The organism is Flavobacterium suzhouense, from assembly GCF_042684765.1.
Taxonomy (GTDB): domain Bacteria; phylum Bacteroidota; class Bacteroidia; order Flavobacteriales; family Flavobacteriaceae; genus Flavobacterium; species Flavobacterium suzhouense.
Genome location: NZ_JBHUMD010000030.1, coordinates 245,405 through 259,624, shown reverse-complemented (window position 1 = coordinate 259,624; position 14,220 = coordinate 245,405). Strand labels below are relative to the sequence as shown.

15 protein-coding genes are annotated in these 14,220 nt (G+C 39.6%); 6 read left to right on the top strand and 9 right to left on the bottom strand.

Annotation, left to right across the window (positions count from 1 at the left end; translation table 11 throughout):
* Window positions 1-116 precede the first annotated feature (116 nt).
* From nusB to yajC, 3 genes are read left to right on the top strand one after another with little or no spacing between them, the layout of a single operon-like run.
* Window positions 117-1,034: a transcription antitermination factor NusB gene (nusB, locus tag ACFSR3_RS17000; RefSeq protein ID WP_379822719.1), complete on the top strand. Its 918-nt coding sequence runs from the start codon at window positions 117-119 to the stop codon at window positions 1,032-1,034.
* Between the two features lie 23 nt (window positions 1,035-1,057).
* Complete coding sequence (locus ACFSR3_RS16995) at window positions 1,058-1,540, top strand: DUF1573 domain-containing protein (protein ID WP_114757051.1); 483 nt, start codon at window positions 1,058-1,060, stop codon at window positions 1,538-1,540.
* A 3-nt stretch (window positions 1,541-1,543) separates the two neighbouring features.
* Window positions 1,544-1,828 carry a preprotein translocase subunit YajC gene (gene yajC, locus ACFSR3_RS16990; protein WP_379822718.1) on the top strand — a complete coding sequence of 95 codons (285 nt, stop codon included), beginning with the start codon at window positions 1,544-1,546 and terminating at the stop codon, window positions 1,826-1,828.
* Window positions 1,829-1,984: 156 nt separating this feature from the next.
* Here the strand turns inward: yajC and ACFSR3_RS16985 are convergent, their stop codons facing one another.
* The 3 genes from ACFSR3_RS16985 to ACFSR3_RS16975 form a co-directional block, all read right to left on the bottom strand.
* A complete protein-coding gene (locus ACFSR3_RS16985) occupies window positions 1,985-2,569 on the bottom strand; it encodes a YdeI/OmpD-associated family protein (protein ID WP_379822717.1) in 585 nt (194 codons plus the stop codon).
* Between the two features lie 157 nt (window positions 2,570-2,726).
* Window positions 2,727-3,968 carry a peptidase T gene (pepT, locus tag ACFSR3_RS16980; protein WP_379822716.1) on the bottom strand — a complete coding sequence of 414 codons (1,242 nt, stop codon included), beginning with the start codon at window positions 3,966-3,968 and terminating at the stop codon, window positions 2,727-2,729.
* Window positions 3,969-4,049: 81 nt separating this feature from the next.
* Complete coding sequence (locus ACFSR3_RS16975; protein ID WP_379822714.1) at window positions 4,050-4,673, bottom strand: HD domain-containing protein; 624 nt, start codon at window positions 4,671-4,673, stop codon at window positions 4,050-4,052.
* 100 nt (window positions 4,674-4,773) lie between these two features.
* On the opposite strand from ACFSR3_RS16975, the gene ACFSR3_RS16970 reads away from it, so the two are divergent.
* A complete protein-coding gene (locus ACFSR3_RS16970; RefSeq protein WP_379822713.1) occupies window positions 4,774-5,802 on the top strand; it encodes a quinone-dependent dihydroorotate dehydrogenase in 1,029 nt (342 codons plus the stop codon).
* 109 nt (window positions 5,803-5,911) lie between these two features.
* On the top strand, window positions 5,912-6,775 hold the full coding sequence (locus ACFSR3_RS16965; RefSeq protein WP_379822711.1) for a hydroxymethylglutaryl-CoA lyase: 864 nt from the start codon (window positions 5,912-5,914) through the stop codon (window positions 6,773-6,775).
* A gap of 119 nt (window positions 6,776-6,894) precedes the next feature.
* On the opposite strand, the gene ACFSR3_RS16960 is transcribed toward ACFSR3_RS16965, so the two are convergent.
* Window positions 6,895-7,188, bottom strand: a complete 294-nt coding sequence (locus tag ACFSR3_RS16960; RefSeq protein ID WP_379822710.1) for a type II toxin-antitoxin system RelE/ParE family toxin — start codon at window positions 7,186-7,188, stop codon at window positions 6,895-6,897.
* A complete protein-coding gene (locus tag ACFSR3_RS16955; protein ID WP_379822708.1) occupies window positions 7,181-7,432 on the bottom strand; it encodes a type II toxin-antitoxin system ParD family antitoxin in 252 nt (83 codons plus the stop codon). Before ACFSR3_RS16955 ends, ACFSR3_RS16960 begins: the two co-directional genes overlap by 8 nt.
* Before the next feature lie 160 nt (window positions 7,433-7,592).
* Here ACFSR3_RS16955 and guaB point away from each other — a divergent pair, with 160 nt between their 5' ends.
* The gene (gene guaB, locus ACFSR3_RS16950) at window positions 7,593-9,065 is read left to right on the top strand and encodes an IMP dehydrogenase (protein WP_379822706.1); all 1,473 of its coding nucleotides are present in this window, start codon (window positions 7,593-7,595) and stop codon (window positions 9,063-9,065) included.
* 187 nt (window positions 9,066-9,252) lie between these two features.
* Here guaB and ACFSR3_RS16945 read toward each other — a convergent pair whose 3' ends face one another.
* The 4 genes from ACFSR3_RS16945 to ACFSR3_RS16930 form a co-directional block, all read right to left on the bottom strand.
* Window positions 9,253-11,151 carry a monovalent cation:proton antiporter-2 (CPA2) family protein gene (locus ACFSR3_RS16945; protein WP_379822705.1) on the bottom strand — a complete coding sequence of 633 codons (1,899 nt, stop codon included), beginning with the start codon at window positions 11,149-11,151 and terminating at the stop codon, window positions 9,253-9,255.
* Window position 11,152: 1 nt separating this feature from the next.
* Complete coding sequence (locus ACFSR3_RS16940; RefSeq protein WP_379822703.1) at window positions 11,153-11,755, bottom strand: NAD(P)H-dependent oxidoreductase; 603 nt, start codon at window positions 11,753-11,755, stop codon at window positions 11,153-11,155.
* Window positions 11,756-11,921: 166 nt separating this feature from the next.
* The gene (gene purB / locus ACFSR3_RS16935) at window positions 11,922-13,274 is read right to left on the bottom strand and encodes an adenylosuccinate lyase (protein WP_379822701.1); all 1,353 of its coding nucleotides are present in this window, start codon (window positions 13,272-13,274) and stop codon (window positions 11,922-11,924) included.
* 195 nt (window positions 13,275-13,469) lie between these two features.
* Window positions 13,470-14,156: an SIR2 family NAD-dependent protein deacylase gene (locus ACFSR3_RS16930; protein ID WP_379822699.1), complete on the bottom strand. Its 687-nt coding sequence runs from the start codon at window positions 14,154-14,156 to the stop codon at window positions 13,470-13,472.
* Window positions 14,157-14,220 lie beyond the last annotated feature (64 nt).

Below are 14,220 nucleotides of genomic sequence, written 5' to 3'. Positions count from 1 at the left end.
TTACAAAAATATTATTCTTAATTTTGCAGAGCGAAAGGGAACCTACCTTTCGCTCTCTTAATTTTTAAAGTTCTTATAGGCGGATGTTAAACAGAAGACATATTCGGGTTAAAGTGATGCAATCAATCTATGCTATGCATCAAAACGATTCAGACAATCTTGAAAAGGAAGAGAAATTCCTTTTTAATAGTATTGAAAACATTCGAGACCTGTATCTTATCATGCTGTCTGCATTGGTAGAGATTAGAAACAGTGAGGAAGATTTTATCGAAAAATCGTCAAAAAAGCACCTTGCTACCGCCGAAGAGCGCAATCCAAACAAAAAATTCATCAACAACAAGGTGCTTAATATGCTTTCAGAAAGCAATTCGCTTAGCATTGCCATGGCTGACAGGAATATTAACAACTGGAAGAATAATGATGATTATATCCTTCTTTTGCTTGAGGATATCAGAAAGAGTGATGTGTATCAAAACTATATGGAAAGTAAAACCAATAGCTTTGAGGAAGATCGTGATTTTGTAACCAATCTGTTTACAGAGGTTATCGCTCCTAACGAAAAACTTTATGAGTATCTTGAAGATTACAAGCTTACATGGGTTGATGACATTCCGGTTGTAAATACACTTATAGCGAAACAGCTTGGGCAAATGACTCCTGCTGAGGAAGATAAAGAAACTTTTAAAGTGTCACGACTTTATAAAGATCTTGATGATAAGGATTTTGTGAAAGATCTTTTCCGTAAAACGGTACTTAATAACCAGGAGCTGGCTAAGGAGTTTATTGATAAAACGCCTAACTGGGATACAGAGCGTATAGCCGAAATAGATGCTATTATTCTTAAAATGGCAATTTGTGAGTTCTTAAAATTCCCGTCGATACCGGTTAAAGTAACGATAAATGAATATCTTGAGATCGCAAAGGAGTATTCTACGCCAAAAAGCAGTATTTTTATCAACGGAATCCTTGATAACCTTATCAAAGATTACCAGGCAAGTAATAAATTAATCAAAACCGGTAGAGGTTTAATGTAAAACAAGTTATAAATTTTTAAGTTATGTTGAAAAAAACAGCCGCTATGTTGTTTGTAGCATCTTTAGTGCTTACAGCATGCAAGAAAGAAAACGCAGCATTACGCATAGACGACAAAACAGCTAAAGATGCTGAAATTGCTCACGCACAGTCAGGAAACCTTCCTGTGTCAGAATTTGACAGTATGGAGTTTGATTTCGGAAAAATCAAACAGGGAGACAAAGTAGAGCACACTTTTAAAGTAACAAATAAAGGTACTGCTGATCTTGTTATCAGTGATGCTAAACCAAGCTGCGGATGTACTGTTCCTGAGTTTACTAAAACACCTATCAAACCGGGTGAATCAGGAGATATCAAAGTAATTTTTGATTCTACAGGAAAAAGCGGACAACAGGAAAAAACAGTTACAGTAAACATGAACACTGAAAAAGCTTCAGAAGTTCTTAAATTTAAGGCTAACATTGAAGCTCCTGCAGGAGGTATTGGTGTTGCGCCGGCAGCACACTAAGTTATGGAACAGATAGGACAATTTGCACCGATTATATTAATGTTTGTAGTAGTTTATTTTTTAATGCTACGCCCACAACAAAAAAGGCAAAAACTTGAAAAAGAGTTTGAGCAGAATCTTAAAGTAGGTGATAAGATCATCACTAAAAGCGGCATCCACGGAAGGATTGCTGAAATAGCTGAAGATTCATTAGTTATTGAGACTATGGCAGGAAAGCTTAAAATGGAGCGTTCGGCTATATCACTTGAACTAAGCCAGAAATTAAACAACCCTAAAGAGGTTAAATAATAAAATAAAATCCCAATCGAAAGATTGGGATTTTTTTATGGTGCTTATGTCATTGCGAGCGGAATGTAATGGAGCGCGGCAATCTCAGAGATTGCTTCGTCGTACCTCCTCGCAATGACAGACTGTAATTGTAAATTACGCTGATCACTACTGTTATTACTTCCTGTATTTATCATTCAGTCCAATACCCTGAAGAATTAGCGGTTTTATCTTTTCAAGGCGTGCTAAAACAGTTTTTTCCTGTTTAGCGGTTGCTATCTGTTCGATGAATTCTTTTTGTTTGTAAGGCGAAAATTTCGCGAAAGCTTTCGCTAAATCGGTTGAAGCGTCCAGTTCTTTCTGAAGGCGTTCAGGTATTACGGCTTCTTTTCTTTCGGGTTTAATACCCAAGCCGGCCTTTTCTACAGCGATAGCTTCATGAATGTATTGAAGAACCAGCTTTTCGTTTATCTCGTCTTTTGAGGTAAAACGCCACTGTCGCAACGATTTGGTTACACCTTCATTAGCGTTTACAAGTATACCGGCTTCATCCTTTAAAAATACACCTTTAAAGAACCAAATGGTGAAAAAATCTTTGAAGCCTCCAATGCCTAAAACATTCTTGTTATTGATGGTGTAAACAATGCCTCCCCACTTAGTGGTTTCAACCAGTTCTGTTTTGTTGATGATGCTTTTCAGGACTTCAAGCTCTTCAGGCAACTGACCGTTTTTGTTCCAGTCATATTTCTCTTTGGTTTCCATTGGGCAGGGATTTATTTTTATAAGCTTAAAAATAAAGAATATTCTGTTTGGTAATAATTTCAGGAAGGGTAAAAAATAAGCCACGAATTACACAAATAACACAAAATAAAATTTGTGCTGAATTGCATAATTCGTGGCAAAAGTATGTTTTAATCTATTATTTCTTTTCGGCAGTAAGCTCGGCGATCTTAACGATAACCTCTACAGCTTTCTGCATGCTCTCTACAGGAACATATTCGTATTTTCCGTGGAAGTTATGTCCGCCCGCAAAGATATTAGGGCATGGTAGGCCCATGTATGAAAGTCTGGAACCATCAGTTCCGCCACGAATAGGTTTGATAAGTGGTTCGATACCCAGTTCTCTCATTGCTTTTTCGGCAATTTCTACAATGTGCATAACCGGCTCAACCTTTTCTTTCATGTTGTAGTAGTAATCTCTTACTTCAGGAATAACCACATCACCGCCAAATTGCTTTTGGTATTCGGCGTTTATGTTGTCAGTAATGGTCTGGATCATCACTTTACGCTCCTCAAATTTTACTTTATCATGGTCACGGATGATAAGCTGAACAGTTGTTTCTTCGATACTTCCACTGATGCCTACAACGTGGAAGAAACCTTCGTAACCTTTAGTTTTTTCAGGAACTTCATTAGCAGGTAGCTGACTGATAAAGTTATTAGCCAAAAGCATAGAGTTGATCATTTTGCCTTTTGCATAACCAGGGTGAACGCTGATACCTTTAAAAGTAATTTTTGCACCGGCTGCATTGAAGTTTTCATATTCAAGCTCACCAATCTGGCTTCCATCCATAGTATACGCCCATTCAGCGCCAAATTTTTCTACATCAAAAAGGTCGGCACCACGTCCGATTTCTTCATCAGGAGTAAAACAGATACGGATTTTTCCGTGTTTAATCTCAGGATGCTGGATCATGTATTCCATAGCAGTTACAATTTCCGTAATACCTGCTTTGTCATCAGCACCAAGAAGGGTAGTGCCATCGGTAGTGATAATTGTCTGCCCTTTGTATTGTAGCATGTCTTTAAAGTAAGACGGAGAAAGTACGATGTTAAGTTCTTTATTCAGGATAATATCGCCACCGTCATAATTTGGAACAATCTGCGGTTTAACATTAGCTCCTGTAAAATCAGGCGTTGTGTCAAAGTGAGAAACAAAACCTATAACAGGAACTTCATGGTCTACATTAGAAGGCAATGTAGCCATTACATAAGAATGCTCATCAATAGTAACATCTTCCATACCTATAGCTTTAAGCTCTTCGGCAAGTTTGTTGGCAAGATCCCATTGTTTAGCGGTACTTGGTGTAGTTGGAGAGTTTGCGTCAGATTCTGTGTCAATAGTCACATAGCTAATGAAACGGTCTATGATATGCTGCATTTTTGAATTTTATTTATTAATGAAGTGCAAATTTACGATTTTACGTATTTCTGTATTGATTTTAGATAAATTTTCTATGTATTATTCTTTAGAAAGAAGTGTTATTTCGGTGTGTATATTTTGCTTAGCCTGATCTTCAAATTTTTTCCTGAAAAAGGGCGTCTTAAAAATGTATTCCATGTCTAAAAAGTGCTGTAGTGCTTTCTTTCTTCCCGGGTTGTACATAAAGTCAGGATAAATGGCATATTCTTTCCGTACCTGCCGGCTGTATTCAAGGTAAATTTCCCATTCACTGCCTAAAATAGACAGGTCGGCGTCCGTAAATAGATTGGTGTCATTATCGGTGCTTAATTCATGGCTTTTTGTGGCAAGTATCTGTTCTGCACAAAGTTTTACCTTTTCTTTAGGATAACCAATGCTGTTAAGGGCTTTGATTGCAGCCAGGGCACTCTTATCTTCGTTTTCTTTAGAAGTTACTTTATAAATAATGTCATGGTAAAAAAGAGAAAACAGAAGGGTGTCCCAGTCGGTAATTTGTTCTCTGCACGTTTCAAGCTGAAAAAGCATATTCTCTAAATGCTGCAGGTTGTGGTAATGACGTTTTGGTGATGAATAATGTTGTTCGATATTATCCCACAATGTCTCAATTAGGGATTTTTCACTGGTATATTTATTTAGAAGGCTTGTAAAAACTCCTTTGAGCATGGTGTATTTGTATGGGGTGAATCATCAAATGTAATAACTTTTACACTTTAATTTTTAATATGGCTTGTTATTCATAAATTTGCACACCAAACAAAACGATATGTACAAATCCTTAATAAGGCCTATACTGTTCCGCTTCGATCCGGAGAAAATTCACCATTTCACATTTTCATCAATACGTTTCTTAAACAGCATACCGGGAATGCCGTCGCTGCTTAAGTCGATGTATGAAGTAAACGACCCACGTTTGGAACGTGAGGTATTTGGTTTGAAGTTCAAAAATCCGGTTGGCCTTGCGGCTGGTCTTGATAAGGATGCTAAACTGTACAAAGAGTTGGGTAACATGGGCTTCGGATTTATAGAAATCGGAACCCTGACACCAAAACCGCAGGATGGAAACCCTAAAAAGAGATTATTCCGCTTAAGGGAAGATGGCGGGCTTATTAATCGTATGGGCTTTAATAATGGTGGGGTACAGGAAGCTGTAGAACGCCTGAAAAAGAATCCTAAAGGGAAAGGCCACGTGCTTATCGGTGGAAATATCGGTAAGAACAAGGTAACGCCTAATGAAGATGCGGTAAGCGATTACGAAATCTGCTTTGATGCCTTATATGATTATGTAGATTACTTTGTTGTAAACGTGAGTTCGCCCAATACACCTAACTTAAGAGAACTTCAGGATAAAGAGCCATTGACGAACTTGTTGCAAACGCTTCAGGATAAGAATGCTGCCAAACCGGTTCAGAAACCGATATTACTTAAAATAGCACCGGATTTGACGGATGAACAATTGCTTGATATCATCGATATTGTAAAAACAACTAAGATTGCTGGTGTAATTGCTACAAATACTACTATCTCGAGGAATGGATTGGTGTCTGAAAATAAACAGGAAACGGGAGGGTTAAGCGGTAAACCACTTACCAAACGTTCTACAGAGGTTATCCGATTCCTTTCTGAGAAAAGCAACAAAGCATTCCCTATCATTGGAGTAGGAGGTATTCATACTGCTGATGACGCTATAGAGAAACTGGAAGCAGGTGCAAGCCTTATACAACTGTATACAGGTTTTATTTATGAAGGTCCGGCACTTATAAAGGATATCAATAAAAGATTATTGTATTCTTAGATAGTTCGATGATTCGATATTTTGATTATTGGATTTTTCGAACTATCCAAAAATCGTAAAAGAGAAAACGTTTTCGTAAATGTGCTAAATCTATTATCTTTGAGCCTTTATGGAAAAGATTAAAATTATCGAATGTCCCCGCGATGCTATGCAAGGCATCAAGGCGTTCATTCCTACCGAAAGGAAAATAAGCTACATACAGTCCCTATTAAGGATTGGCTACGATACTATAGATTTTGGAAGTTTTGTTTCGCCAAAAGCTATTCCACAAATGGTGGATACTGCCGAGGTGCTGGCAGGGCTTGACCTTTCTAAAACGCAAAGTAAGCTGCTGGCTATCATTGCCAATACGCAGGGGGCTCAAATGGCGTCTGAGCATAAAGAAATTCAATACTTAGGCTATCCGTTCTCGATCTCTGAGAACTTCCAGATGCGTAACACGCACAAAACGATAGCTGAATCAATAATTACCCTTCAGGAGATACTTAACATTGCGGATGCTTCTAACAAAGAAGTTGTGGCATACCTTTCTATGGGCTTCGGGAATCCGTATGGTGACCCGTGGAATGTAGAGATAGTAGGGGAGTGGACTGAAAAACTTGCAGCTATGGGCGTTAAGATACTTTCGCTTAGTGATACTGTAGGTAGCTCTACGCCGGATGTTATTGATTACTTGTTTTCGAATCTTATCCCTAAATACCCTCAGATTGAATTTGGGGCGCATTTACACACTACACCTGATAAATGGTTCGAGAAGATTGATGCGGCCTATAAAGCCGGCTGTAAACGTTTCGACGGAGCGATACAAGGCTTTGGCGGATGCCCAATGGCCAAAGACGACCTTACCGGAAATATGCCTACAGAACGTATGTTATCGTATTTCACCACTGTAAAAGCTGATACTAATATGCAGCCCATGAGCTTTGAGAGTGCCTATAACGAGGCGACGAAGCTATTTGGGGAGTTTCATTAACAGAGTTTACAGTCGCAGTCTCAGTTAGCAGTTTTATGTGTTCTGTCATTGCGAACGTAACGTAGTGGAGTGTGGCAATCTCAAGTGATTATTAAAATTTGAATAGAAAAGATTAAAGTCTAAAATTTTCTATTCAAATCCATTCTTCCATGTAATATTCTAACGATTTCAATTTCTTGAGAATCAATTATGAAATAGAAAATGATGTGTTCTGCAGATTTATGACCGTATAGGTTATGTGAGATTTCATTGTAAAGTTTACCTAAATAAGGGTTTTCGGCTAATTCTGTACACGAATCTATAAGCAGGCTGTAATATCTGTCGGCTTGTTTTTCAGACCATTCGTCAATTGTATATTCCCAAATCTCAGTTAAATCATCTAGAGCCTTGTTTAAAAAATGAAATTTAGCCATTTAATTTTCTGGCTGCTTTTAGTGAGGTAAGGTGTTTTTTAGGGTCGAAATTTTCAGCTCTGCCACTTTTAATGCCTTCGTTTATGGCAGATTTGAGTTGGATTATCCTGCTTTCGTCTTCTTCAAGTAGACGTAAGCCGGCTCTTATAACTTCACTTGCATTTTTAAAACGTCCGTTTGATATGCTATCCTCAACAAAATGTTCAAAATGGCTGCCTAATGAAATTGATGTGTTTTTGCTCATAATCAGATAACTTTATTTCAAAGTTACCAAAAATTGGTAACAAAGCAAGTTAAAGATATAAGAATTGCTTATTGATGTATAAAAATATATTATCACACTCTATATTTTGCATTCGCGAAAAAAGATGTATATTTGCATGCAATTTAACTACAATTGCATAATGAAAGCACACACTTCTAAAATCATCGGTGAAGGCCTTACTTACGATGATGTTCTGCTGGTTCCTAACTACTCTGAAATATTACCACGCGAAGTTAGCATTCAGTCTAAATTCTCTAAAAACATAACGCTAAATGTACCTATCGTATCTGCTGCGATGGATACCGTAACCGAAAGCGCAATGGCAATCGCTATGGCTCGTGAAGGTGGTATTGGCGTTCTTCATAAAAATATGACGATCGAACAACAGGCAACTGAAGTTCGTAAAGTAAAAAGAGCGGAGTCAGGAATGATCATCGATCCTGTTACGCTTCCTCTTACATCAAACGTAGGTGATGCTAAAAACGCAATGCGTGAGTATGGTATCGGAGGTATTCCTGTAGTTGATGCTAACGGAATCCTTAAAGGTATCGTTACTAACCGTGACCTTCGTTTTGAAAAAAATAATACACGTGCCATTACTGAGGTAATGACATCTGAAAACCTTGTTACTGCTGCTGAAGGTACTACGCTTCAGGAAGCAGAAGGTATCCTTCAAAAAAATAAGATCGAAAAACTTCCTGTTGTAAATGCTGACAATAAACTTGTTGGCCTTATCACATTCAGGGATATCACTAAACTTACACAAAAACCTATCGCTAACAAAGATAAGTTCGGACGCCTTCGCGTTGCAGCTGCCCTTGGTGTTACTGCCGATGCGGTTCAGCGTGCTGAAGCTCTTGTTAATGCTGGTGTTGATGCTGTTATCATCGATACGGCTCACGGTCACACTAAAGGTGTGGTAACGGTTCTTAAAGAAGTAAAAGCTAAATTCCCTCAGCTTGATGTGGTGGTAGGTAACATTGCTACTCCGGAAGCTGCATTATATCTTGCCGAAAACGGTGCTGATGCTGTAAAAGTAGGTATCGGTCCGGGTTCAATCTGTACTACACGTGTAGTTGCAGGTGTTGGTTTCCCTCAGTTCTCTGCGGTTCTTGAAGTAGCTGCTGCCCTTAGAGGTACAGGTGTTCCTGTAATCGCTGATGGTGGTATCCGTTATACGGGTGATATTCCTAAAGCGCTTGCTGCGGGTGCCGACTGTGTAATGCTTGGATCGCTTCTTGCAGGGACTAAAGAATCTCCGGGTGAGACGATCATCTTCGAAGGAAGAAAATTCAAATCATACCGCGGAATGGGATCTGTAGAAGCAATGAAAGAAGGTTCTAAAGACCGTTACTTCCAGGATGTTGAGGACGATGTGAAAAAATTGGTTCCGGAAGGTATCGTTGGGCGTGTTCCTTACAAAGGAGAGCTTTTCGAAAGCATGCTTCAGTTCATTGGAGGTCTTCGTGCCGGTATGGGCTACTGTGGTGCTAAAGACATTCCTACACTACAGGAAAACAGCCGTTTTGTACGTTTAACGTCAAGTGGTATCGCTGAGAGCCACCCTCACAACGTAACAATCACTAAAGAAGCTCCGAATTATTCAAGATAATTATTTGGTTTGTTAGTTGTCAGTTGCCGGTTGTCGGAAGATATAAGGTGTATTGATAACGATATAATACATGAAAAAGGCATGGGTTAGGAGTTGTAAAACTTCTTCTCTGTGCCTTTTTTGATTTTTAAAGTTGTAATCTTTTTTTTGTGTTGAACTTTTGACATTACAACTTTATAACTATAGTCTAATCCGTAGTATTATCAAGTTCTTCCCTGCGTTCTTTTCGTATATCGGCACTTTCCCAGGCATGGTCTTGTGCTCCTAGTTGTGAATATAAATCATTGCGAAGAAGTTGTTCCTGCATTTCAATTTCTTCTTTAGCGGTCATCAGGAAGGCTTTTTTGTCGTGACGTTTTTCAGCTAATCTTACTATAGATTGCTCGTCGTACTTCATAAAGCGCTGACCTTGTCGTGTAGCGGTATAACGCCTGTGGCCAAGCTCTACCAACGCATCTACACCCAAATGAACAGCACTGTACATATTTTCCCTGTAAAAATCCTTTACTCCCATATCCAGTAGCTCAAAAGCATCACTGCGGTTACGGGCACGAGCCAGTACTTTTAAATGTGGGAAGTGTTTCTTTATCATTTCCACTACCTCGAGGTTTACTCTTGGGTTGTCAATGGCGGCTATAAACAGTTTTGCATTGTCGCAACCTGCTGCTTTAAGCAGCTCAAGCCTGGAGGCATCTCCATAGTAAACCGTAAAGCCCATTTTTCGCAGTGAATCAACCCTGTCGGAGTCCATGTCGAGTACGGTTGCCTTAATGCCATTTGTTTTTAGTAAACGCACGATTGTGCTTCCAAAGTTTCCAAAACCGGCAATCACCACATCGTTATGTTCATCAATTGAATCATATTTGTCTTTTGGCTGTTTTTCCTTCACGCCAAAATAAGGGTCTATGAGCTTTTCATTTATTAGTAATAAGAAAGGTGTTCCTACCATACTAATGGCAATTACCGCCATCATCTGGTTGGATAACTCTTCCGGCATAAGATTAAGCTGCAATGCAAATCCGAGTATTACAAAACCAAATTCCCCGGCCTGGCTTAAAGCAAAAGAGAATAATAGATTTTGATCTGAGCTTTTCTTGTATATATTTCCAACAATCAGCAATACAAAAAACTTGATACTGTTGAATATGGTAGTAAATATGATAATGAATGCCGGATCGGCCATAATAAGTGAAAAGTTGATGGAAGCACCAACACCAATAAAGAACAGGCCTAAAAGCAGTCCTTTAAAAGGGGCAATATCGCCTTCCAATTCATGCCTGAATTCACTATTAGCTAATACCAGTCCTGCAAGGAAAGCGCCTAATGCCGGGCTTAATCCTACCAGTTGCATCATAAATGACACACCCATTACCAATAATAGCGCTGAAGCTGTAAACAACTCCTGAAGTCTTGTTCTGGCTACTACATGCAATAACGGAACAATTATAAAACGTCCGCCGACATAAACCATGCCTATGGCTCCAAAAACAATAAGCGTTTGCAGCCAGGGTTCAAAGTCGGAAATAAGGGACTGATTTACGTGCTCGAGATTTACTGCTCCGTCAGTTTCGGCCAATAAGGGCAATATTGCCATGATTGGGATTACGGCTATATCCTGAAACAGCAATATAGCAAAAGAGGAACGCCCCATAGAGGTATTGGTAAGTCCTTTTTCTTTTAGGGTCTGCATTACGATAGCAGTTGAAGAAAGGGTAAGTGCTAACGAAATAACTAGTGTAGCACGCCATTCCCAGCGGAGTACAAACGAACAGGCTATAAATAATACAGCAGCTGTACCTACTACCTGAAGGGTGCCCATACCAATTATGAATTTCCGCATTCGCCAGAATTTCTGTGGATCAAGCTCCAGTCCGATGAGGAATAACATCATTACAACTCCGAATTCGGCAAAATGCATGATGTCCTGGCCTTCCTGGCCAATGAAGCCCAGTACATAAGGGCCAATGATGATTCCGGCAAATAAATAACCTAATATTGAGCTAAGTCCTATTTTTTTGGCAATAGGGACACATACCACGGCTGCGACAAGGTATATTATGGCCTGAAAGAAAAAACTGTCCTGCATATTATCCTAATTTTGTTTTTATCCAGTCGTTAAAATAGTGGTACTCTGAAACTTCTTTTATGTTAAGGTCTATATTCTCTAAATATTCAAGAACCTGTCCGTACAGTTTTGCGTTCTTTTCGTAACCGGCCTCATCCATAGAATGTGTGCCGTGTACAACAAAAGGCGGTAGATATATCATATTACAAACCTTTGCTGTCTGGTTAAAAGGTTCCAAAAGCTGAGGGATCGTAAAACGGTCACGCCCTAGTGGACTGTAGTTTTCTTTTCGTCCACCTGTGGTTATTACCTGTAATAGAGGTTTGTCTTTGAGGGCAAAGCCTTCTTTGCCGTAAGCCCAACCGTGCTCCAGTACAATATCTATCCATTGCTTGAGGAGGGGAGGGCAACTGTACCAATACATAGGATGATGCCAGATGATAATGTCATGCAGCATTAATAGTTCCTGCTCACGTTTCATATCGATATCGAACTCGGGGTACTCCTGGTAGAGGTCGTGAAAAGTAATGTTATGAGAATTTGGGATATGGCTTATAAGCGCATTATTGGCGTTCGATTTCTCGAACAACGGATGCGCGAAAAGGATTAAAATCTTATTTGGCATATATGAACCTGTTTGATTATGCTAAACGCGGTTGTACTGCAATATAAGGATTTTTGACCATTTTTTATAGAAGTTTCCGGTCGCTGAGGTACTTTTCAGTAGATGCATAAAAAAAGAGACATAACAAATGTTACATCTCTTCAGTATTTTATTAAGCTAAAACTTATTAAGCGTGTATTCCAAGGTAATTAGCAGGAGTGATTTTTAATAGTTCTGCTTTTATTTCGTCGCTAACGTTCAGGTTGTTGATGAACGCATGCATTGACTCTTTATTGATAACCGTATTCGTTCTTGTAAGGTCTTTAAGTGCCTCATACGGGTTAGGATAAGCCTCACGGCGAAGGATCGTCTGGATAGCCTCAGCTACTACAGCCCAGTTTTTCTCAAGATCTTCGTGGAATTTCTCCTCGTTAAGAAGAAGCTTGTTTAAGCCTTTAAGTGTAGCTTCGAAAGATATGATAGTATGTCCCATTGGTACACCTACATTACGAAGTACTGTACTGTCAGTAAGGTCACGCTGTAGTCTTGAGATTGGCAGTTTAGCCGAAAGGTGCTCAAAAATGGCGTTAGCGATACCTAGATTACCTTCAGAATTTTCAAAGTCGATAGGGTTAACTTTATGTGGCATAGCCGAAGAACCGATCTCACCGGCTTTGATCTTCTGTTTGAAGTAATCCATAGACACGTACGTCCAGATATCCCTGTCAAGATCGATAAGGATAGTGTTGATACGCTTAAGTGCATCAAAGAACGCAGCAAAGTGATCGTAATGCTCTATCTGTGTTGTTGGAAATGAATGTTTAAGTCCAAGTGTACCTTCTACGAAGTCATTACCGAACTTTCTCCAGTCATTTTGCGGGTATGCAATAAAATGTGCATTGAAGTTACCTGTTGCACCACCAAATTTAGCTGCAAACGGCACGTTGAAAAGCAAACGCATCTGCTCTTCTAAACGTTCAACAAATACATGGATCTCTTTGCCAAGACGGGTAGGAGAGGCCGGTTGTCCGTGGGTACGGGCAAGCATCGGTACATCTTTCCACTCAATGCTAAGCTCTTTCAGTTTAGCAATAACGCTGATTAACGATGGCATGTATACGTTTTCGAACGCTTCTTTTGTAGAAAGCGGAATAGCAGTGTTGTTGATGTCTTGTGAAGTCAGTCCAAAGTGGATGAACTCTTTGTGAGCATCAAGGCCAAGTTTGTCGAAAGCAGCTTTTATAAAGTATTCCACGGCTTTAACGTCGTGGTTTGTTGTTTTTTCGATTTCTTTTATCTGAAGTGCATCTTCGCTTGAGAAGTTTCTGTAAATGTCACGAAGCGGCTCAAAAACATCTTTGCTTACGCCGGTAAGCTGAGGTAATGGCAGTTCGCAAAGAGCGATAAAGTACTCGATCTCTACAAGCACGCGGTATTTTATTAGCGCTTCTTCTGAAAAATAAGCAGCTAAAGGAGCAGTTTTGTTTCTGTAACGGCCGTCTATAGGCGATATGGCATTCAGTTCAGATAAATTTTGCATGTGTTTAAGTGTCAAAATTAGAAGCCGCGAAGGTAAGGATTTTGAGGGGAATAAAGAAATTGGAATAGGATTATTTGGTTATTTTAATGCTATAAAAGAGCCTCGGAGAGGCGACATATTTATAGCAGTATGTGATGCGTTGTTGTGAAAAAGCTTCGGAGGAGCGACATATAATATGCCGCTCCTCCGAAGCTTTTAAATACTTCTTAATCTCTCCCTCACAACCGCCATACCTTCACTTGCTGTCATTGGTATTACGTCAATAGAATTAGTTAGGTAAGGAATAGTCGCCGGGTTTGGGTCAATATAGAAAATCGGAACTGTAGGTCTTACATAATCTACCAGTCCAGCTGCAGGATATACCTGCATTGACGTACCTACAATAACAATATAATCGGCTTCTTTTACTATATCGGCAGCTTCTATAATTGCCGGAACCATTTCACCAAACCAAACGATATGGGGGCGTAGCTGATGTCCGTCGGTGTGTAGGTCGCCAACGTTTATATCGGTTTTCCATTCGATAATATCATTTTCATTATTAACGCTACGGGCTTTCAGGAGTTCGCCGTGCAGGTGTAAAACCTTAGTGCTGCCGGCGCGCTCGTGCAGATCGTCCACATTTTGGGTGATGATGTGTACATCAAAATCTTTTTCAAGCTCGGCAGCGATAATATGTCCCTGATTAGGTTGTACTTCAAAGAGCTGCCTGCGACGTTGGTTGTAAAAGTCCAGTACGAGCGCGTTGTTCTTTCGCCAGCCTTCGGGCGATGCTACTTCCATTACGTCATGGCCTTCCCATAGTCCGCCTGCATCACGAAAGGTTTTTATGCCGCTTTCGGCACTCATTCCTGCTCCTGAAAGTATTACTAGTTTTTTCATTTTTATATTGAATAATGTAAATGTTTTATTGCAGAGACATAGCATTGCTACGTCTGTACTGTCA